The organism is Flavobacterium sp. GSA192, assembly GCF_006386525.1.
GTDB lineage: Bacteria > Bacteroidota > Bacteroidia > Flavobacteriales > Flavobacteriaceae > Flavobacterium > Flavobacterium commune.
Window position 1 is genome coordinate 1 of record NZ_VAHC01000005.1, and the last position, 20,053, is coordinate 20,053.

Below are 20,053 nucleotides of genomic sequence, written 5' to 3' on the forward strand. Positions count from 1 at the left end.
GGGCTCACCTCTTCCCATCCCGAACAGAGTAGTTAAGCCCGCCTGCGCAGATGGTACTGCAGTTTTGTGGGAGAGTATGTCGTCGCCTTTCTTTGAAAACCCCGATTCTAATGAAACGGGGTTTTTTATTCTTATTTTGCTTTTACTTATTTTTAAGTAAGATTAGGTACCTTAGCTCAGATGGTAGAGCAATGGACTGAAAATCCATGTGTCCCTGGTTCGATCCCTGGAGGTACCACATTAATGCTCGGATGGTGAAATTGGTAGACACGCTGGACTTAAAATCCAGTGAACAGCAATGTTCGTGCGGGTTCAAGTCCCGCTCTGAGTACAAAAGCTTCAATTGGCTATGCTGATTGAAGTTTTTTTTTGGATTTTATGTAGGATTTGAGTTCGCGTTAGGGATGGAAGCGGTATCCTTTTGTGAGTGAAATTTATATTCCGGATAAGAACCAAAAGTACCCGAACAAAAGATAAAGCGGACAGCCCGACCCGTAGGGTAACGCTAAAAAGAATAAAATTTTTATTTAAAAGTGTTTCCTACTCCTAAATCAGTTCGGTTGATTTTTTGTATTGTGCCATCTTCGTTAAAAAATAGGTTTTCAGCACATACCTGACGTTGTTTTTCGCCACATTCTGATTTGTTTTCTAGCCATCTGTGATAAAATAAAACCCATTTTCCTTTGTATTCTACGATAGAATGATGATTATTACTTTCGCCTTCTTGATCCATAATAATTCCTTGGTATTTCCAAGGACCTTTAGGAGATTTAGCAGTATAATAAGTTAGGATTCTGTTTTCTTCAGGCATGGTATAATAATAAATTCCGTTTCTCTTAAAGACCCAAGGGCCTTCTCTTTTAGGTTTGTAACCTCCCTATCCATTTTATACATTTCGCCTTTTACGCTGAGTAAATCGTTGTTCATTTCAGCAACTAAATAATCGCCACCACCATTAAAATAAATATAGCCTTTACCATCATCATCTATAAAAAGGCAAGGATCATTAGCATAAGGAGTTGTCCATAAAGGTTTTCCAATGGCATCTTTAAATGGACCAGTTGGAGAATCACTCACGGCAATACCAATTCCCATCCATTTGGTGCTGTTTTTTGGATTAACTCTATCTTTAAAACCTGTTCCAACCGGAAAACAGAAATAGTATTTACCATTTTTATAAGCACAGTCCGGTGCCCAGGCAAAATTGTCGGCCCAGCTAAGGTCTTTAACAGAAAAAATGACTCCGTGGTCAGTCCAATTGACTAAATCACTGGAAGAAAACGCATACCAGTCTTTCATGAAAAAATCGGTTTGACATTCTTCGTCATGTGAGGTGTACACATACATTTTTCCATCTTTCCACACATGGGCTGAAGGATCGGCAGTGAATATTTTACTGCCAAAGTTGAGCGGATTTTGGGAGTAGCTATTAGTGCTTAAAATTGTAATAAGTAGTGGGACTACAATTGAAAATACTTTTGTTTTATTCATATTTTTTTGTGGTTCATTGGTTGATTTGTAAATATACTTGATTTATTGTATGAAAATTAAGTCTGTTGGTTAACTTATTGATTAATGAAGTGGATTTTTTGCAAAAAAAAACCTCGCTTCAATAAAGTGAGGTTCATAAAATGATGAGATTGTAATTATTTGGTCTTAACCATATTGTATTTTTCGGTACTGCTTTTACCTGATTGTAATCCGGAGATTTGAGTTGTTAAACTGGTTTTGGATGTTTTTTTATAGCTGATTTTTTGAGGATAATCGTTTTTAAGATTTTCAAAAATTAGTTCGTTTTCAATATCTTCATTTAGTTGAAAGCGAATAGGTTTGTTCTCGTTTTGACCTATTATGGTTGTGGTATAACTTAAATTTTCTCCTTTTTGTTCCAGAATGATACTTTCGTTATGAATGGTGTCTTTGTCTTTTATAAAGAGTGATTTGGCTTTAAATGTGCTGTCGTTTACTTTTTCCCAATTTTCAGAAAGTGTACCAAGATTAGTTTTGTTTTCCCAATTTCCGATAAGCCAATCGGCTTTTTTTATTAAATCTTTTTCGGCATTATTGTTTTTTTTACAAGCCGAAGCAATCAAGAGTATTGATAGTAATAAAGTTATTTTTTGCATAATTAAATTGAAGAGATTTTGTATCAAATTCAGAGTAAAATTAGTAAAAATACCAATAAGATTTCAAGAATGTTATTTAGCCATTTTTAACATTCTATACCCGTTTAAAAGGCTTATTTTTGCCCTCCAAATTGAAAGGGACACAAATTAATGATTTTAGACTATTTTAATAATTTACGTCAATCGCCAAAAGGGTATCGATTGGCAACAACCGCATTTTTCTTCATTTCTGGTTTTGGATATTCTTCATGGGCATCGCGAATTCCTGCTATTAAAGCTCAATTGCATTTATCGGAAGCTGAATTTGGAGCTGTTTTATTTGCTTTTCCAATTGGGTTAATGCTTACGATGCCGTTTACGAAAAGAATTCTGAATCTTTTCAGTAGTCGTTATTGTATGTTGTCAGGAGCTGTTTTGTTTAATATTATTTTGACATTACCTGGTTTTGCGGCATATGTGTGGCAGTTGGTTCTTATTCTTTTGATTTTTGGAGCTTCACGAAATATTTTGAATTTGTCGATGAATGCACAGGCGCTGGAAGTGCAACGCTTGTATCCTAAATCGATTATGACCACTTTTCATGCTATTTGGAGTTTAGCCGGATTTGCAGGTGCAGGTTTGGGTTATGTTATGGTGACACAACATATTGATCCATCCTTTCATTTGTTAGGTATTGGAGTAGCTATGCTAGCGGTGGTGAGTTGTTTTTATCCGTTAACAATAGAGACTGAACCATCGAAAGAAGAAAGTAAGTTCTTTTCTATGCCTGATAAAAATCTCTTAAAGTTTGCCATTATTTGTTTTGTATCGATGGCTTGCGAAAACACTATGTACGATTGGAGTGGAATTTATTTTCAGAATGTATTGCATGCTTCGCAAAAGATTACAACTGCTGCTTTTGTCTTTTTTATGACTGCGGTCACCTTGGGACGTTTTTTAGGGGACTATGCGGTGATGCGTTTTGGAATCAAAAACATTCTGTTTTACAGTGCTATAATGATTAGCGTTGGTTTTTTGATTTGTTTTCTATTACCGTTTATTATTCCAACTATTGTAGGTTTTATTCTAATAGGTGTTGGTGTTTCCTGTACTGTTCCATTGGTGTTTAGTATAGCCGGAAGATCAAAAAGTTTGAGTAGTGGTTCGGCATTGACTTCCATATCGACTATTGGTTATCTTGGTTTTTTAGTGGTTCCGCCGATGGTTGGTTTCATTTCGGAAGCTTTGAGTATGAAATGGGCTTTTTTGGTTATGGCACTTTTAGGGAGTGTTATGATTTTTATGGTAAATAAAATTTCGGAGGATAATTAATTCAGCTAAAACAGATTCCTAGCCCTGATGGAAGCGGCATCCTTTTTCTAGCTTTTTTTGCTAGAAAAAGATAGAGCGGACAGCAGGAAAAAGCTTCTGAAAAAATCTGAAATACTGAAACAAAATTGTGCAATCTTTTTTGTATTTTTGCACTCCAATTATAAGGAATACAACTATGTTAGACAGACTTCAAATAGTGAAACAACGTTTTGATGAGATTTCGGATTTAATTATCCAACCGGATGTTATTGCCGATCAAAAACGTTATGTGCAGTTGAATAAAGAATATAAAGATCTTAAGGCCTTGGCTGAAAAAAGAGATGAATATGTTCTTTTGATGGCTAATATTGACGAAGCAAATGAAATTATTGCTGACGGAAGTGATGCAGATATGACCGAAATGGCTAAAATGCAACTGGATGAAGCTAAGGAAAGATTGCCTATTCTTGAGGAAGAAATCAAATTTATGTTGATTCCTAAAGATCCTGAAGATGCTAAGAATGTTATGGTGGAAGTTCGTGCCGGAACCGGTGGGGATGAAGCAAGTATTTTTGCAGGTGATTTATTTAGAATGTACACCAAATATTGTGAAAGCCGTGGTTGGAGAACATCGGTTGTGGATATGAACGAGGGAAGTTCAGGAGGATTTAAAGAGATTATTTTTGAAGTAACAGGTGAGGATGTTTACGGAACTTTGAAGTTTGAAGCAGGAGTACACCGTGTACAACGTGTACCGCAAACAGAAACTCAGGGACGTGTACATACATCGGCTGCGACGGTTATGGTTTTACCGGAAGCAGAGGAATTTGATGTTCAAATTGATATGAATGATGTGCGTGTGGATTTCTTCTGTTCGTCAGGACCTGGAGGACAATCGGTAAATACGACTAAATCGGCGGTGCGTTTGACACACATCCCGACCGGATTAGTGGCACAATGTCAAGATCAGAAATCACAACACAAAAATAAAGATAAGGCTTTAAATGTATTGCGTTCTCGTTTGTACGAAATGGAATTGGCTAAAAAACAAGAAGAAGATGCGTCTAAAAGAACTTCTCAAGTAAGTTCCGGAGACCGTTCGGCAAAAATTAGAACTTATAATTATGCTCAGGGTCGTGTAACCGATCATAGAATTGGATTAACACTATACGATTTAGGAAATATCATGAATGGCGATATTCAGAAGATTGTAGATGAGTTACAATTAGTAAATAATACTGAAAAACTAAAAGAAGCCAGTGAGGTTTTCTAGTAGTTTTCCGAGAGTTAATTAAAGATTATTTGTTAAGAAAAACATAATTTTTTTAATGGTATTAATAAGAAAAAGCACTTAATTTGCGTTATCAAATTAGGTGTTTTTTTTTGCCCCCAATTTACTAACTAAAAATATTAAGTATGAAAAAGAGAATTTATCTTTCGTTGTTTGCTTTTGCAAGTTTATGCGCGGCAAATGCCCAGTCTTATTTAGGTTATGTTCATGATAATTATGCAGGTGTACAAGGTGTATTGTACAATCCTGCGTCTATTGTTGACTCTCGTTTTAAAACGGATATTAATTTGTTTTCAATTAGTTCTTCTGTTACTAACGACTTGTATGGCGTAAAGATTTTTGACGTTTTCAAAGACGGTTACGATTTTGATCTGGAGGCTAAAAAGAGTTTTAGTAACGCTAATAATGTGGCCTTTAATACAGATATTATGGGACCATCTGTTATGTTTAACATCGCTCCAAAACATTCGTTAGCAATTTTTACAAGAGCAAGAGCTTTTATTAATGTTGTTGATGTAAACGGACAAGTAATTAATGATGTCACAAAAGATAATTCTTCTAGTTTTCCTGAGGCTCAGGTAGGAAGTTTTAACGGAGTTGGAAATTCATGGGGAGAATTAGGGCTTTCTTACGCTGCTGTTTTGTATCAAAGAGGTCAGCATTTCTTAAAAGGAGGTATTACTGCTAAGTATTTACAAGGTGTGGCTAATTATCATTTTAAGGGTACAGATATTACAATGGAATTCAATGAAGATTTGATTCTACCAGAAAACAGTACATATGTTACTACCGGAGAAGCAATCTATGGTTCAAGTCAGGATTTTGAGAATAATTCAGATGTTGAAATTGATTCAAAGTCAAGAGGTTTTGGTCTTGATTTAGGTTTGGTTTACGAATGGAGACCGGAATACACTGCAGACAGAGCCGATATCAATGATTTAAAAGAGGTAAATAAATACAAATTGCGATTTGGTTTATCTGTTACAGATTTGGGTTCTATGAAATATGAAAAAGGGATTCGAAATTTGTATGACTTAGATCATACTTTTACTCAGGACGATTTAGATAATGCAGATGGTATTTATGATTTATATCCTGTCGAAAATAGAGATATAATAACTGGTACAGTAAGGTCATATTTACCTACAGCTATTCATGCCGATGTGGACTGGAATATTCATAATAAATTCTATTTGAACGCTAATGCTGATTTTGGAGTAGTTAGCAAAACAAAATTAAATCAAAACAGTATTGCTAACCGTGTGAGTGTGACACCTCGTTACGAATCCAAATGGTTTAGTGCTTATGTTCCAATTTCGTATATGGATTATAGCAAACAGGCACAAGTGGGATTTGGTTTAAGAACAGGAGTGTTCTTCATTGGATCTGGTTCAATTCTATCTAATGCAGTTTCAAAAAGTTCAAGAGCTGCTGATATTCATTTAGGATTTAAGATTCCTGTATATCAAAAGAAAGCTAAAGATCAGGATGGAGATGGTATCTTAGATAAAGATGATGAATGTCCTACTGTAGCTGGTCCTGTTGAAAATAAAGGATGTCCATGGGGAGACAGAGACAATGATGGAATATTGGACAAAGATGATAAATGTCCGGACGTTGCCGGTCCTGCTGCTAATAATGGTTGTCCATGGGAAGATAAGGATAATGATGGTGTTTTAGACAAAGATGATAAATGTCCTACTGTTGCCGGTCCAAAAGAAAATGCAGGTTGCCCTTGGCCAGATACTGATGGAGATGGTGTTTTAGACAAAGATGACAAATGTCCAAAAGTAAAAGGAACTCTTGCTAATAATGGTTGTCCTGAAGTAACTACTGAAGTAATTAAAAAATTAAATGATTTCTCTAAATCTATTTTATTTGATTCTTCTAAAGCGACTATCAAACCAGAATCTAACAGTAAATTAGAAGAAATTGTAAAAGTGATGAACGAATACAGTAATGCTAATTTTAAATTAGAAGGACATACTGATAGTACTGGTAATGCTGCTAAAAACCTTCAATTATCTAAGGATAGAGCCGCTGCAGTAAAAGATTATTTAGTTGCTAAAGGTATTAGTGCTGACAGACTTTCGTCAGAAGGTTATGGAATCACTAAGCCAATTGCTTCTAACAAAACGGTAGAAGGAAGAGCTGAAAACCGTAGAGTTGAAATTATTCTGGTAAAATAATCATAGTTATTGCTATAAAAAAATGAGGCTTTCGGGCCTCATTTTTTTTGGAAAAAATTTAAAGTTTCTTTTTTAACAGAAATAAGAAGCTTTTTTATTCTAAAGTTTAAAACCGTAGGCCAGACGCAAAGCAACTTGACCTAATCCTTTATCGGGATTATCGTTTCTTAGGGCTGGAAAATCAGGTAAGTATTCGTAGCGAACACTTATATCTATGTATTTTGTGGCATATCCAATACCGGGACTTAACAATAAGGATTTGTCGTTGTAATCATTGGTTACTGCAAATGCAGCACCTGCTTCACCCATTAAATAGAATTTATCTTTTAAAACAAAAGCCTTGAAACCTAATTTGGCAGGAATATAGCCCAAATCATTATTATCTCCTGTTACAAAAAGATTATTGAATCCGGTAGTGGCTGTAAGTGAATATTTTTTGGATAAATCATATTGTAAACGAACATCACCACCTACATTTAATTTATAAGGATCTTCAAATGGATAACCCACAGAAGCACCAATTCCTAATTTGAATTTTTGCTCGTAATTATCATTAGAAATGTCCTGTGCTAGAGCTTTAGTTGTACCAATTGTTAGCAAAGCCAGCATTGCTATTGTTTTGATTGATTTTATCATGATTGTTGTATTTGGGGTTACTTTTTATAGAATCGAAATAAAGAACTAGTTTTTCTTTCCTGTTTCGCTTTCAATTTTTGCTTTTCCATTGTGAAGAAATTGATGGGCATCATCTGAAACAGATTGGTATTTGGCATCTATTTTCTGAATCATTTTATCAAAGTCTTCTTTCATGTTATCTTTGAGTTCTCGCGATTTTTCTCTGATTTTTCTTCTGGTTTTTTTTCCGCTTTGCGGTGCAAACAGGATTCCTAAAATGGCTCCGGTTGCTAATCCGCCTATTACTCCTAATATTACTTTATTTGTTTTCATAATTATATCATTTAAGGGTTATTATTTAAAGTTGTTTTCCGCTAATAATTCGCATCAATACTGCAATAATTGCAATGACTAATAAAATGTGAATTAAGCTCCCTATACTATATACAAAGAAACCTAATGCCCAGAATACTACTAGCAATACAGCAGTTAGATAAAGTATATTTCCCATGATTGTATTTTTTAAATTAAACTTTTCTTAGAGTTTGAAACCTATGTACAAACTCAAAGCACTGTTTTTTGAGTCAGGAAAAGTATAGGTGTTTCCTCCAAAATTGCGTTCTTTTCCGATGGTTTGTAATCCATAATTGTAGCGAATTCCTAATGAAGTTGAGGCAAAATCAAAGCCAATTCCGGCTGCTAAACCATAATCCCATTTGTTTAAGTCATCGTTACTTATGTTTTCTTCAAAATCAAAAACACCAGTATTACTTTCATTTGTTGCATTTCCATCTATTAAATAGGCGGCATAAGGACCAAAATGAACATTAAAGTTAGGTGTAACATTTAATTTCAAGAGCACTGGCATTTCTAAATAATTTAGTTTTAGCCTTGTTGTTCCTGTAGCAAAGGCATTATCATAAATTAGTTCTGATCCTTTACGGGAATAGTTAAGCTCAGGTTGAATGGATACTGCTGACGAAACAGGTAAGTTGGCATACAAACCGGCATTGAAACTGGTTAGTATATTATTGTCATCAACATCTTCGGTGTAGAGATTGGTAAAATTAACACCTCCTTTAATTCCCATTGAAGGACTCAGTGATTGTGCTTTAGTAAAACTTACAAATGAAAAGCAAATCATTGCTGCTAAAAATAATCTTTTCATGATTTTATTTTTTTTGATTTATAAATAGATTTGAGAGTAGTTCCTAGGCTACATTACAAAGTTGCAATATCTTAGTATTAAAAGTGTTATAGGATATTTTAAGACTTTTATACAATTTCCATTTCGGTTTAGGTATAAAAAAACACCTCGTAAAAGGTGTTTGGATAATTGTATTTTATTATAGATAAAGCTTTACTGTTGATGTAGTTTTTGCTCTTTTTGAACAAGAGCAATATTATTTTGAATACTTGTAATACTTTCTGCAGCTACTGTTTTTAAAGCTTTGTTTTGAGTAGTTGTGGCAATTGTTTTGTACTGTTCTAATTCGGAAAGAAGTAAATCAGCGGTTTTTTTTAAGTATAAATAAGTGTTGGCTTCGCTGATAAAACTTTTTAAAGGTGTAGTATCATACAAGGTATTGGGAATGATGATAAAATTGTCTTTTGCAATTTTTTTTATTTTATTTTTTAGTAAAAGATGATCGTTTTCAACTTGTTTAAAAACAATATCACTACTGTTTTCTGCTTCCCGTTCTTGGGCTTTTTGAGTAATTGCCACTATTTTAAGGTTCGATTCGGCAATTTCAATCAAGACTTGTGCTTCTATTTTGGTATTTGTAGCACTCTTTTCAACTTTATTTTTTTTCTCACAAGATGTTACAATCAAACAACTGATGGAAAAAAGCATAAAGAATAAAATAATTTTATTACTTTTTAGAGTGCTCATTAGCTTGTTTTTATGCAAAATTAAATAAAATGACATCTATTTTAGTTATATGATTTTCTGATAATGTTATAGAATTGCAATTGCTTAAATGGGTAAATAAATCTCGAATTCAGCTCCCTGATTGACTTTTCCTTTTGCAAAAATGTAGCCTTTGTGGTTTTCGACAATTTTTTTACAAATAGCCAGTCCCACTCCGGTTCCGGGATATTCCTTTTTACCATGTAATCTGTTGAAAAGCAAGAATATTTTTTCGGCATATTCCTGTTCAAATCCCAGTCCGTTGTCTTTGAAAGTAATTTTTAGGTATTCTTTTTTCGAATCGTCTTTTAATTTTGGAACTTTAAATGCTTTTACTTTTTTAGAATTAATATCCACAATGACTGCTTCATCGGTTTTTGAATATTTTAATGAATTACTTATAATATTAATAAAGAGTTGTTCCAGTTGGAACTGAATTCCCTGAATGCTGTGTAGTTTTTCGAAATGGATTACCGCTTTTTTCTCGGCTATATTTTCCGAAAGTTCGCTTAAGGCATTGGATACAACCTGATTTAAATCGACTTCTTCAAATCTTTTTTCTGAGCGATTGGTTCTGGAATATTGTAATAAGTCATCAATTAAAATGCGCATTCTGTTAGAAGCTTCCTGAATTTTTTCGAAATAACCCTTTGCTGTTTCCGACAATTGCTCTTTTTCCCGGTCTTCAATTCTGGAAATAAAAGTTTGAATTTTCCGAAGTGGTTCCTGTAAATCATGGCTGGCTACATGATTAAATTCAGTTAATTCCTTGTTGTTTTGTACTAATTCTTTATTTCTCAGCTCGATTAATTGGGTTTTGTTATAATCTTCGGTAATGTCCTGAGTGGTACCTATCATGTTTTTATTCCCCAATTTATCGATGAAAATTTTAGCTGTAGTTCTAAAATGACGAACTTCAAGCGTATCTTTTTTTAATATTCGATAATGGATAAGTGGCAGCATGGCTGATTCTTCGATTTCCTGAAAAGCAGCTGTAAAAATCTCTTTGTCATCAGGATGAATGAAGTTTAATAAATTTTCTAAATTAGCTTCAAAGGATTGCGGTTTACAACCCAGCAAACGAAATTTATTATCCGAAAAACTAAAGTTTTTGTCTTCGATATTAAGAACCCAGCTACCGTATTTCCCTAGTATTTCGGCTTGTTTACTCGATTCGTCAAATATTTTCAGTCTAATATTTTGAGTAACTAAGTCTTTGTAGTTTTTAATAATTCGCATATAACCCAAACCTAAAATCAGAATTGAAATTAAGAAAGTAGAAAATACAATTAAAGGTGTGTTAGAATTGTTGTATTTATAGAGTTTGTCTTTGGTACTTAATAATTTATTTTCGGTACTGAGCATAGTGTCAATCTCATTTCTCAAGGAATCCATGACTATTTTTCCGTTTTTAAAATCGGTATTAAATTCGTCATTATTGGCAAAATTGTTTTTGAAATACGAAAAACGTTTGTCAACCAAATCGTAAATCCGAATGAGTTGTTGTTGCTTAACAGTGTCTGATTTTATGGTATTATTTAAGGACTGAAAAGTGAGATTTACATTTTTTCGGGCATTGATAAAAGGTTCTAAATAAGTAGAATCATTAGTAATAACATAGCCTCTATGCCCTGTTTCGGCATCTTTTATGTAGGATATAAGTTGACCTAATTCGATTGAAATAGCATAGGTATTCATAATCGAATCACTTATTTTATCCAATTCTTTAATGTGTCTGTAAGTGATAGACGCCAGAAAGATTAAGATAAAAAAGGCGATCAAAAATACGGATCGGATAAAGCCTATTGAATCGAATAATTTAGATTTAAACATAGTTTACATGCGTAATAAAAAATTATCTTTATTTAATCCCGAGGTGATATATTGCCAGTTCAAAGTCACTACTTCTGATAAAACTTCTTTTAGTTTTCCAAAATGATTTGGTTTTTTTATATAAATATTCGCTCCTAAAACAAAGGTGTTCTCGATATCTTCCTCAGAGGAAGAAGTCGAATAAATAGCTATTACAATATCTTTAAATTTAGGATTCGCTTTAATTTCTTTCAAACATTCTATACCAGATTTTAGAGGCATATTTAAGTCTAAGAAAATAATATTAGGCAAAATCGTTTCGGGAGCATTAAGGAAATTCATCAAGGCCACGCCGTCGTTTACCGTATTTACTACCGTATTGATTTTTAATTCCTCAAAAGCATCTGTAAAAAACAATCGGTCGTCTTCGTCATCATCGGCAAGAGTAATTAAGATAAAATCTTTTTGCATGGCTGTTTTTTGGGGGTTAGTTGATATTTTGATTGTTAATTTCGCTGCGTTTTTTTAGTATTCTTTGAAAAGCCGAAGGTGTAATTCCGGTTGTGTTTTTAAATTGAGAACTCAAATGCGCTACACTTGAATAATTGAGTTTAAAAGCAATTTCGGTTAAGGTCAAATTATGGTGAGTAATGAGTTTTTTGACATATTCAATTTTTTGAAGAATGATAAAATTCTCAATCGAAGTATAAGTAACTTCCGAAAAAAGATTAGAAAGGTATCCGTAACTATGGTTTAGTTTTTCAGCAAGATATACAGAACTTTTTACCGAAGGAATTTCGTCGTTGACAATCATTTCGATAATGGTTTCTTTGATTTTTTGTACAATTATATTTTTTTGATTTTCGATAATTTCAAATCCATATTCGTTTAATGTCGAATTTATTTTTTGATAAGTATCTGTATCAATGTTTTCTAAAAATAAAATTTCATTGGTATTAATAAGATTGTATTTGACGTTGAATACATCTAATTTCTCTTTTAAAATTTTCTTAATTAGAAAATGGCTGTCCGTTTTTAAAAATAATTTCAAGGCTATTATTTTAGGGTTTTAGTAAAAGTAATAAATAGCTTTATTAATTTATAGTTTTTCAAAGTTAGTTTTGCCTTAATTTACTTCTATTATAGAATTTTCAGAGAAACTTATACAATTCTTATATTAATTACAATTGGCTTTGTAACTTTGCGCTTTGAAAATAAAAATAAATGACTACACAACAGTTAATTGAACAAATCAGATTGAAAAAATCCTTCTTGTGCGTAGGATTAGATGTTGATTTGAATAAAATTCCTCAAAGTTTTTTAGAAAAAGAAGATCCTATTTTTGAATTCAATAAAGCAATAATTGATGCCACTCATGATTTGGCAGTTGCTTATAAACCCAATACTGCTTTTTTTGAAGCTTACGGTATAAAAGGATGGATTTCTTTGCAAAAAACGATTAATTATATCAACAATAATTATCCCGATATTTTTACCATTGCCGATGCTAAACGTGGCGATATTGGAAATACTTCATCCATGTATGCCAAAGCTTTTTTCGAAGATTTGAACTTTGATAGTATTACCGTTGCACCATATATGGGGAAAGATTCTGTAGAACCTTTTTTAGCTTTCGAAGACAAACATACTATTATGTTAGCCTTGACTTCTAACGAAGGTGCTTTTGATTTTCAAACCCTTGATGTTGATGGAACAGAACTATACAAACGCGTTTTAGAAACTTCTAAAACATGGAAGAATTCGGAGAATTTGATGTATGTAGTAGGAGCTACTAAAGCGGAGTATTTTACTGAGATAAGAAAAATTGTTCCCGATAGTTTCTTGTTAGTTCCGGGTGTTGGCGCGCAAGGAGGAAGTTTATCAGAAGTTTGTAAATACGGAATGAATGGCAATGTAGGATTACTAATTAATTCTTCAAGAGGAATTATTTATGCTTCTAAAGAAGCTGATTTTGCCGAGAAAGCAAGAGCTGAAGCTTTGAAAATGCAGCAGGAAATGGAAGCTATTTTGAAATCCAGAAAATAAAATTAGTTTCTAAATTGTATATAGAACCATTAAAGAGTATTGCTTTTTAATGGTTTTTTTAATTCAAATTTTAAATCGAATCAGTTGAAACAGTACTTATTAATCGACGATATTGGAACTCAGCATACTTTTGATAAAGTACCGCAACGGATTATTTCTTTAGTGCCTTCGCAAACGGAATTATTGGTTGATTTAGGATTGGAAGCTAAATTGGTTGGGATTACAAAATTTTGTATTCATCCAAAAGATTTACGAATTAAAAAACAAATTGTAGGCGGAACGAAAAAGGTAGATTATGATAAGATTAGAGCCTTAGCTCCCGATATTATTATTTGTAATAAAGAAGAAAACACTTTGGAAATAGTAGAAAATCTTCGTGAAATCTGTCACGTTTGGGTAACTGATATTATTACCGTTGAAGATAATTTTAAGATGATAAGCGATTTTGGAAATCTCTTTGATTGTGTTGCTGAAGCCGAAAATTGGAATAGAAAATTAGCTTTAGCTTTTAGTGATTTTAAAAGTTTTATAACAACGAAGCCTGTGAAAAAAGTGGCTTATTTTATTTGGAAAAATCCTTATATGGTGGCGGGTTCAGGTAATTTTATTGATGAATTATTGCAATTAAATCATTTTGAAAACGCGTTTGCAAACCAACCAAGGTATCCTGAGATTGAACTTGAAAAATTAAATCCGGATGGAGATTTAAACTATGTTTTTTTGTCCTCAGAACCTTATCCTTTTAAAGAAAAAGATGCTTTAAAAATGGCAAATTACACTAATTCCGCAAAATGTATTTTTGTAGATGGTGAAATGTTTTCCTGGCATGGAAGCCGATTGTTAAAAGCTTTCGACTATTTTAAAGAATTACGACAAAAGTTATAATTCGCATTCTTCTAAAACTAATTCTTCCTGCTCATTTTTAGTTGCAGCAGTCTTTTTTTGTTTTATTTGAGTTAGAATTTTAAATTCTTCTTGTAGTTTTTCAATTTCACTCGTCTCTTTCAAAAGTCCATTCATAACAGTAAATTTTTCGCAAATTTACATTAAGACAACATTAAAAACCTAGTTTTTTAAGTTAAGTTTAATAATTTAATGGAGTTTTGAGCTAAAAATTAAGAATAATACTAAACTTGTTGGAGAAGAAAAATGGGGTAACAATATTGTTTTTTAGAAAAAAGAACAAACTATATGTTTTAAAAAAAGAAGTGCTAGTATTCAAAAATACTAGCACTTGTTTTAACTAACCAAAACCAAATATAATAAATAACCAGTTCATTACATTGCAAAGATGCCACATAACAGCGGGAAAAGCTGTTAAGGATATGTTATTACTTTGTTGGTTATAAGTTAAGATTTAAACACATGTTTAATAAGTTTGATTAGCGTTTAAGAGAAAATAACGGTTTTGTTATTGTAAACCATTGTTTTACGTTCGGCATGCAGTTTTACAGCCCTTGCCAATACGCTGCGCTCCAAATCACGACCCTTTACAATAAAATCTTCGATGGAGTGACTATGGGAAACTCTGGTAATGTCTTGTTCAATAATTGGTCCTTCATCCAATTCCTCAGTTACATAATGACTGGTAGCACCAATAATTTTTACTCCACGGGCAAAAGCCGAATGATAGGGCTTTGCTCCGGGAAATGCCGGTAAAAACGAGTGATGGATATTGATGATTCTGTTTTTATACAACTCAATCAGTTTAGGTGTAATAATTTGCATGTATCGGGCCAATACAATAAAATTAATGTTGTATTCTTTCAACAAAGCAATTTGTTGTTTTTCACCTTCTTCTTTGATATCTTTAGTGAAAGGAACATAATGAAACGGAATGTCAAAACGTTGTGCAACTCCTTTTAAATCCTCGTGATTACTAATAATTAACGGAATTTCAAGAGGTAATTCGCCGGCACTGTATCGTCCTAAAAGATCATATAAACAGTGGTCGTATTTAGAAATAAAAAGTGCCATTCTGGGTTTGTATTCCTGAGTATAAATTTCCCAGGACATATTGAATTTATCTGCCAGATTAGATTGGAAATCTTTTTTGATTAATTCTAAATCCCAGTTTTGAGTACTGAATTCACATTCTAAACGCATGAAAAATACATTTTCATTTTCGTCAACATGCTGATCCAGATAAATGATATTTCCTTCGATTCCTGCAATATAATTGGTTACAGAAGCGATAATTCCTTTCTGATCCTCGCAATGGATAAGTATTGTTATTTTTTGCATTTTATAATTATTTCATGATTTCAATAAAGTCTATTGAAATCAATTTTTATTGAAGTTCTAAAGGATTCAAAACTAAACTTATTTTTTAATAAAACAAATGCTGTTTCGCCTGTTTGTTTAGGTGCTTAACGCTTTTTATTTTTTGTCCTGTAAAGCAAAAACTCTTTGTAATAATGGCGATGTTCTGGCACTGATATTAGTTCGGATATTCTTTTCTTCAACCGCTACCATTTTAAAAACACCTTTCATAGCCTGATTGGTAACATAGTCAGTCAGGTCAGGATTTACCTTGCTTACTAACGGAATGCTATTGTATTTAGTGATGATGTTTTGCCATACTTTATCGGCTCCTACTTTTGAAAAAGAACTTTTTATAACAGGATTGAATTTTCCATATAAAGAAGTAGAGGTGGTGTTTTGCAGGTAGCTTGTTGCTGAACTTTCATTTCCCATCAAAATTCCTCTTGCATCGGCAAAAGACATGTTTCTTACCGCATCAACAAAAATAGGTGTGGCTTCTTTTACCGCATCTTCGGCAGCGCGATTCAATACTTTTAATCCTTCATCGGCTAATGAATTGAGTCCAATTCTTCTCAACCCGGTATCAACCTTTCTTAATTCTTCAGGTAATAAGATTTTAACCGCTTCGTTTTTATAAAAACCATCTGTAGCGGTCAATTTGCTTACTTGTTTTGAAATTCCATTATTCAAGGCTTCTTTCAGTCCACCTGAAATATCAATCATTCCAGTAGTTCCGGTTTGTGGCAGTTGACTTAAAACCTGTTGCATTTCGGCACAACTAATTAGAGTGAAGCAGATAAAGAATAATACGATTTTTTTCATAACTTTATGTGTATTTGATTTTGGTCAAAGATACACAAACATCGTTTTGTTTTGAAAAAGTGGCTTAATTCGTTCTGTATAAAACTAATTTTTGGGCTTAATTAATGAAATTGTAATTCAAATGAAAATCTATCGCCCTAAACATAAGATAAGAATTGTAACTGCAGCGGCTCTTTTTGACGGTCACGATGCGGCAATTAATATTATGCGCAGAATTATGCAGGCCAGTGGGGTGGAAGTAATTCATTTGGGACATAACAGAAGTGCTGCCGAAATAGTAAATACGGCCATCCAGGAAGATGTTAATGCCATTGCAATTACTTCTTATCAAGGAGGACATATTGAGTTTTTTAAATACATTTTTGATTTGCTTCAGCAAAAAGGGGCAATTCATATTAAGATATTTGGCGGTGGTGGAGGCGTTATTTTACCTTCGGAAATTGCCGAATTGCAGGCTTATGGAATTACGGCAATTTACTCTCCTGATGATGGCAGAAAGATGGGATTGCAGGGAATGATTAATGATTTGCTTCAAAAATCCTCCCCCAACCCCTCCGAAGGAGGGGAGTTAGTAGTCAACAGGTTGAATCCTAATATGGATGCATCTGGATTAATAGAATTGGGTAATGATGGTGTCTTGAAAAGTTTGCAAAATAAAGAAGTAGACATAATTGCCCGATTAATTTCACTTGCCGAAAATAATCCTGATGAATTTCACAAAGTATTTCCTCAATCGGAGATAGCTCCCCCTTCGGAGGTTGGAGGGATTCCTATTCTCGGAGTTACAGGAACAGGAGGTGCTGGGAAATCTTCTTTGCTTGATGAGTTTGTTCGTCGTTTTTTGATTGATTTTCCGGAGAAAACTATCGGAATAATTTCCGTTGATCCATCCAAACGGAAAACAGGTGGTGCCTTATTAGGCGATAGAATTCGAATGAATGCAATTAATAACTCCCGTGTTTACATGCGATCATTGGCTACCCGTGAATCTAACAGGGCTTTGTCAAAATCCATTCAGGATGCGATTCAGGTTTTAAAAGCGGCGCAATATGATATTATTATTGTGGAAACTTCAGGAATTGGCCAGTCTGATACTGAGATTGTAGATTATGCCGATGTGACTTTGTATGTGATGACACCGGAATTTGGTGCTGCTACCCAACTCGAAAAAATCGATATGCTTGATTTTGCCGATGTGGTAGCGATCAATAAATTTGACAAACGAGGTGCTCTCGATGCTTTGCGGGATGTGAAAAAACAGTTCCAACGCAATCATAATCTTTGGGATGCTAATGTAGATAATCTTCCTGTTTTTGGTACTATTGCATCACAGTTTAACGATTCGGGAATGAATAGATTGTATCAGGCGGTTATGCATACAATTTCTGAAAAGACAAAAGCCAATTTACTTTCGACTTTTGAAGCCAAATCAGAGGTTAGTGAGAAAGTTTATGTGATTCCTCCACAAAGAACGCGTTATCTGTCTGAAATTGTAGAAACGATTCGGGATTATGATGAAAATGCAAAAAGCCAGCAAGAAATTGCTCAAAAATTATATGGGATTTTTAAAACATTGGAAAGTGTTTGTGGTAAAGCACCTCTTGTCAATAAATCTGGAATAGATGATGATTCTGTTTTTCCGACTGCTTTAGTAGAACACAATGACCAACGAATTTTTATAAATCTTTTATTGAATCAGTTTGATAAAGTTAAAAAGGATTTAGAATCAAAGAATTGGGAAATTATTTCAGGCTGGAATGAAAAAGTAAATAAATACAAAAATCCACTGTACACTTTTAAGGTTAGGGATAAAGAAATAAGCAGGACAACCCAAACAGAATCATTATCTCATATTCAAATCCCTAAAGTTGTACTGCCTAAATACGAGGCTTGGGGAGATATTTTAAAGTGGTCTTTACAGGAAAATGTGCCGGGAGAATTTCCTTTTACAGCCGGATTGTATCCTTTTAAAAGAGAAGGCGAAGATCCGTCCCGAATGTTTGCCGGAGAAGGTGGCCCTGAACGAACTAACAGACGTTTTCATTATTTGAGTTCGGGATTTTCAGCCAAACGATTGTCTACAGCTTTTGATAGTGTCACCTTATATGGTAACGATCCTGATATACGCCCTGATATTTACGGGAAGATAGGAAATGCAGGAGTGGCAGTTTGCTGTTTGGACGATGCTAAAAAATTATATTCCGGTTTTGATTTGCTGCATTCTCTGACTTCTGTAAGCATGACTATTAATGGGCCAGCTCCCATTTTGTTAGGTTTTTTTATGAACGCAGCAATCGATCAGCAGTGCGAAATTTATATTAAAGCCCATAAATTAGAAGAAGAGGTTGAAGAAAAAATTAATCGCATTTTTGAACAACAAGGAATTGAAAGACCGCATTATCAGGGGGATTTGCCGGAAGGGAATAATGGATTGGGATTAATGCTTCTGGGAGTAACGGGAGACGCTGTTTTGCCTTTTGAAGTGTATAACGAAATAAAAGCAAGGACTTTGTCGCAAGTTCGTGGAACTGTTCAGGCTGATATTTTGAAAGAAGATCAGGCGCAAAATACTTGTATTTTTTCTACTGAATTTGCCTTGCGATTGATGGGTGACGTACAGGAGTATTTTATAACTCATGATGTCCGAAACTTTTATTCGGTTTCAATTTCAGGTTATCATATAGCTGAAGCCGGAGCCAACCCCATTACCCAATTGGCTTTCACCTTAGCCAATGGATTTACCTATGTAGAATATTTCCTGAATCGCGGAATGGATATCAATGACTTTGGTCCTAATTTGTCTTTTTTCTTTTCTAATGGATTGGATACTGAATATGCTGTAATTGGCAGGGTAGCGCGCAGAATTTGGGCGAAAGCCATGAAAAATAAATACCATGCAAATGAACGGGTTCAAATGTTGAAATATCACATCCAAACATCAGGTCGTTCTCTTCATGCTCAGGAAGTTGATTTTAATGATATTCGAACAACGTTGCAGGCTTTATATGCCATTTATGACAATTGCAATTCTTTGCATACCAATGCTTACGATGAAGCAATTACTACACCTACCGAAGAATCGGTACGCAGGGCAATGGCAATACAACTCATTATTAATAAAGAATTTGGTTTGACTAAAAATGAAAATCCAATACAGGGTTCGTTTTTAATCGAAGCCTTGACTGATTGGGTAGAAGCTGCAGTTATGCAGGAATTCGATAAAATTTCTGAGCGGGGAGGAGTTTTGGGAGCCATGGAAACCATGTATCAGCGATCTAAAATCCAGGAAGAAAGTCTGTATTATGAAAATTTAAAACATACCGGAGAACTGCCTATCATGGGAGTCAATACTTTTTTAAATACTAAAGGTTCGCCAACAATCATTCCTGCCGAAGTCATTAGGGCTACTGAGGAAGAAAAGCAATACCAGATTAAAATGCTGCACAATTTACAGCAACGAAATCAGGATAAGGTAAATGAACAATTGCAAGCCATAAAACATGCTGCGGTTAACAATGAGAATTTATTTAGTTATTTGATGGAAGCGACTAAAATATGTTCTTTAGGACAAATTACCTCGGCTTTGTTTGAGGTGGGAGGTCAGTATAGACGAAATATGTGAAAAAAATAGTTTGTTCTGAAAAATAGCTCTTGATTATGTTTTAATTTATTGTTCTTTTATTAT

20 protein-coding genes, 2 tRNA genes and 1 rRNA gene are annotated in these 20,053 nt (G+C 33.8%); 9 read left to right on the forward strand and 14 right to left on the reverse strand.

Going from position 1 to position 20,053, the window contains the following annotated elements; all coding sequences use genetic code 11:
- The 3 genes from rrf to FDM27_RS10910 form a co-directional block, all read left to right on the forward strand.
- Positions 1-91, forward strand: a 5S ribosomal RNA gene (rrf, locus tag FDM27_RS10900); the annotation flags it as partial.
- A 74-nt stretch (positions 92-165) separates the two neighbouring features.
- Positions 166-238, forward strand: a tRNA-Phe gene (locus FDM27_RS10905).
- A gap of 7 nt (positions 239-245) precedes the next feature.
- Positions 246-331: transfer RNA gene (locus FDM27_RS10910), tRNA-Leu, on the forward strand.
- A gap of 192 nt (positions 332-523) precedes the next feature.
- Here FDM27_RS10910 and FDM27_RS16145 read toward each other — a convergent pair.
- The 3 genes from FDM27_RS16145 to FDM27_RS10920 all read right to left on the reverse strand — a co-directional run bounded on the left by FDM27_RS16145 (position 524) and on the right by FDM27_RS10920 (position 2,126).
- Complete coding sequence (locus FDM27_RS16145) at positions 524-811, reverse strand: hypothetical protein (RefSeq protein ID WP_255510521.1); 288 nt, start codon at positions 809-811, stop codon at positions 524-526.
- A complete protein-coding gene (locus FDM27_RS10915) occupies positions 787-1,491 on the reverse strand; it encodes a family 43 glycosylhydrolase (RefSeq protein ID WP_219846414.1) in 705 nt (234 codons plus the stop codon). The genes FDM27_RS16145 and FDM27_RS10915 overlap by 25 nt, the downstream gene beginning before the upstream one ends.
- A gap of 155 nt (positions 1,492-1,646) precedes the next feature.
- Positions 1,647-2,126 (reverse strand): DUF6265 family protein, encoded by a 480-nt coding sequence (locus FDM27_RS10920; RefSeq protein WP_255510522.1) that lies wholly within the window; start codon positions 2,124-2,126, stop codon positions 1,647-1,649.
- A 150-nt stretch (positions 2,127-2,276) separates the two neighbouring features.
- Here FDM27_RS10920 and FDM27_RS10925 point away from each other — a divergent pair, with 150 nt between their 5' ends.
- The 3 genes from FDM27_RS10925 to FDM27_RS10935 all read left to right on the forward strand — a co-directional run bounded on the left by FDM27_RS10925 (position 2,277) and on the right by FDM27_RS10935 (position 6,896).
- Positions 2,277-3,437, forward strand: a complete 1,161-nt coding sequence (locus FDM27_RS10925; protein ID WP_140486461.1) for an MFS transporter — start codon at positions 2,277-2,279, stop codon at positions 3,435-3,437.
- A 175-nt stretch (positions 3,438-3,612) separates the two neighbouring features.
- On the forward strand, positions 3,613-4,689 hold the full coding sequence (prfA, locus tag FDM27_RS10930) for a peptide chain release factor 1 (RefSeq protein WP_140486463.1): 1,077 nt from the start codon (positions 3,613-3,615) through the stop codon (positions 4,687-4,689).
- Between the two features lie 143 nt (positions 4,690-4,832).
- On the forward strand, positions 4,833-6,896 hold the full coding sequence (locus tag FDM27_RS10935) for a DUF5723 family protein (protein ID WP_140486465.1): 2,064 nt from the start codon (positions 4,833-4,835) through the stop codon (positions 6,894-6,896).
- A gap of 99 nt (positions 6,897-6,995) precedes the next feature.
- Here FDM27_RS10935 and FDM27_RS10940 read toward each other — a convergent pair whose 3' ends face one another.
- The 8 genes from FDM27_RS10940 to FDM27_RS10975 all read right to left on the reverse strand — a co-directional run bounded on the left by FDM27_RS10940 (position 6,996) and on the right by FDM27_RS10975 (position 12,286).
- Complete coding sequence (locus tag FDM27_RS10940) at positions 6,996-7,532, reverse strand: outer membrane beta-barrel protein (protein ID WP_071183645.1); 537 nt, start codon at positions 7,530-7,532, stop codon at positions 6,996-6,998.
- 45 nt (positions 7,533-7,577) lie between these two features.
- Positions 7,578-7,844, reverse strand: coding sequence for a YtxH domain-containing protein (locus FDM27_RS10945; RefSeq protein WP_071183644.1), 267 nt, complete (start codon positions 7,842-7,844; stop codon positions 7,578-7,580).
- Positions 7,845-7,869: 25 nt separating this feature from the next.
- On the reverse strand, positions 7,870-8,022 hold the full coding sequence (locus FDM27_RS10950) for a lmo0937 family membrane protein (RefSeq protein WP_140486467.1): 153 nt from the start codon (positions 8,020-8,022) through the stop codon (positions 7,870-7,872).
- Positions 8,023-8,049: 27 nt separating this feature from the next.
- Entirely contained in the window at positions 8,050-8,679 is a 630-nt protein-coding gene (locus FDM27_RS10955; protein ID WP_071183643.1) for a porin family protein, read from the reverse strand.
- A 192-nt stretch (positions 8,680-8,871) separates the two neighbouring features.
- Positions 8,872-9,405, reverse strand: coding sequence for a hypothetical protein (locus FDM27_RS10960; RefSeq protein WP_140486469.1), 534 nt, complete (start codon positions 9,403-9,405; stop codon positions 8,872-8,874).
- A gap of 84 nt (positions 9,406-9,489) precedes the next feature.
- A complete protein-coding gene (locus tag FDM27_RS10965; RefSeq protein WP_140486471.1) occupies positions 9,490-11,256 on the reverse strand; it encodes a CHASE3 domain-containing protein in 1,767 nt (588 codons plus the stop codon).
- Positions 11,257-11,259: 3 nt separating this feature from the next.
- Positions 11,260-11,706: a response regulator gene (locus FDM27_RS10970; protein ID WP_071183640.1), complete on the reverse strand. Its 447-nt coding sequence runs from the start codon at positions 11,704-11,706 to the stop codon at positions 11,260-11,262.
- 16 nt (positions 11,707-11,722) lie between these two features.
- Entirely contained in the window at positions 11,723-12,286 is a 564-nt protein-coding gene (locus FDM27_RS10975) for a helix-turn-helix domain-containing protein (protein WP_071183639.1), read from the reverse strand.
- 173 nt (positions 12,287-12,459) lie between these two features.
- On the opposite strand from FDM27_RS10975, the gene pyrF reads away from it, so the two are divergent.
- Both pyrF and FDM27_RS10985 read left to right on the forward strand, forming a co-directional pair.
- Positions 12,460-13,281: an orotidine-5'-phosphate decarboxylase gene (pyrF, locus tag FDM27_RS10980; protein WP_140486473.1), complete on the forward strand. Its 822-nt coding sequence runs from the start codon at positions 12,460-12,462 to the stop codon at positions 13,279-13,281.
- An 84-nt stretch (positions 13,282-13,365) separates the two neighbouring features.
- Positions 13,366-14,166: an ABC transporter substrate-binding protein gene (locus FDM27_RS10985; RefSeq protein ID WP_140486475.1), complete on the forward strand. Its 801-nt coding sequence runs from the start codon at positions 13,366-13,368 to the stop codon at positions 14,164-14,166.
- On the opposite strand, the gene FDM27_RS16075 is transcribed toward FDM27_RS10985, so the two are convergent.
- From FDM27_RS16075 to FDM27_RS10995, 3 genes are all read right to left on the reverse strand, one after another.
- Complete coding sequence (locus tag FDM27_RS16075; protein WP_181161663.1) at positions 14,161-14,301, reverse strand: hypothetical protein; 141 nt, start codon at positions 14,299-14,301, stop codon at positions 14,161-14,163. The genes FDM27_RS10985 and FDM27_RS16075 overlap by 6 nt on opposite strands.
- Positions 14,302-14,670: 369 nt before the next feature.
- Positions 14,671-15,525: a formyltetrahydrofolate deformylase gene (gene purU / locus FDM27_RS10990; RefSeq protein ID WP_140486477.1), complete on the reverse strand. Its 855-nt coding sequence runs from the start codon at positions 15,523-15,525 to the stop codon at positions 14,671-14,673.
- Between the two features lie 135 nt (positions 15,526-15,660).
- Positions 15,661-16,368, reverse strand: coding sequence for a DUF4197 domain-containing protein (locus FDM27_RS10995; protein WP_071183636.1), 708 nt, complete (start codon positions 16,366-16,368; stop codon positions 15,661-15,663).
- Between the two features lie 121 nt (positions 16,369-16,489).
- Between FDM27_RS10995 and FDM27_RS11000 the strand changes: the two genes are divergently transcribed.
- A complete protein-coding gene (locus FDM27_RS11000; protein ID WP_140486479.1) occupies positions 16,490-19,990 on the forward strand; it encodes a methylmalonyl-CoA mutase family protein in 3,501 nt (1,166 codons plus the stop codon).
- Positions 19,991-20,053: the final 63 nt, after the last annotated feature.

Coding starts and splice junctions, on each gene's coding strand:
- FDM27_RS16145 (WP_255510521.1), bottom strand. CDS start 811: ATGCCTGAAGAAAACAGAATCCTAACTTATTATACTGCTAAATCTCCT.
- FDM27_RS10915 (WP_219846414.1), bottom strand. CDS start 1,491: ATGAATAAAACAAAAGTATTTTCAATTGTAGTCCCACTACTTATTACA.
- FDM27_RS10920 (WP_255510522.1), bottom strand. CDS start 2,126: ATGCAAAAAATAACTTTATTACTATCAATACTCTTGATTGCTTCGGCT.
- FDM27_RS10925 (WP_140486461.1), top strand. CDS start 2,277: ATGATTTTAGACTATTTTAATAATTTACGTCAATCGCCAAAAGGGTAT.
- prfA (WP_140486463.1), top strand. CDS start 3,613: ATGTTAGACAGACTTCAAATAGTGAAACAACGTTTTGATGAGATTTCG.
- FDM27_RS10935 (WP_140486465.1), top strand. CDS start 4,833: ATGAAAAAGAGAATTTATCTTTCGTTGTTTGCTTTTGCAAGTTTATGC.
- FDM27_RS10940 (WP_071183645.1), bottom strand. CDS start 7,532: ATGATAAAATCAATCAAAACAATAGCAATGCTGGCTTTGCTAACAATT.
- FDM27_RS10945 (WP_071183644.1), bottom strand. CDS start 7,844: ATGAAAACAAATAAAGTAATATTAGGAGTAATAGGCGGATTAGCAACC.
- FDM27_RS10950 (WP_140486467.1), bottom strand. CDS start 8,022: ATGGGAAATATACTTTATCTAACTGCTGTATTGCTAGTAGTATTCTGG.
- FDM27_RS10955 (WP_071183643.1), bottom strand. CDS start 8,679: ATGAAAAGATTATTTTTAGCAGCAATGATTTGCTTTTCATTTGTAAGT.
- FDM27_RS10960 (WP_140486469.1), bottom strand. CDS start 9,405: ATGAGCACTCTAAAAAGTAATAAAATTATTTTATTCTTTATGCTTTTT.
- FDM27_RS10965 (WP_140486471.1), bottom strand. CDS start 11,256: ATGTTTAAATCTAAATTATTCGATTCAATAGGCTTTATCCGATCCGTA.
- FDM27_RS10970 (WP_071183640.1), bottom strand. CDS start 11,706: ATGCAAAAAGATTTTATCTTAATTACTCTTGCCGATGATGACGAAGAC.
- pyrF (WP_140486473.1), top strand. CDS start 12,460: ATGACTACACAACAGTTAATTGAACAAATCAGATTGAAAAAATCCTTC.
- FDM27_RS16075 (WP_181161663.1), bottom strand. CDS start 14,301: ATGAATGGACTTTTGAAAGAGACGAGTGAAATTGAAAAACTACAAGAA.
- purU (WP_140486477.1), bottom strand. CDS start 15,525: ATGCAAAAAATAACAATACTTATCCATTGCGAGGATCAGAAAGGAATT.
- FDM27_RS10995 (WP_071183636.1), bottom strand. CDS start 16,368: ATGAAAAAAATCGTATTATTCTTTATCTGCTTCACTCTAATTAGTTGT.
- FDM27_RS11000 (WP_140486479.1), top strand. CDS start 16,490: ATGAAAATCTATCGCCCTAAACATAAGATAAGAATTGTAACTGCAGCG.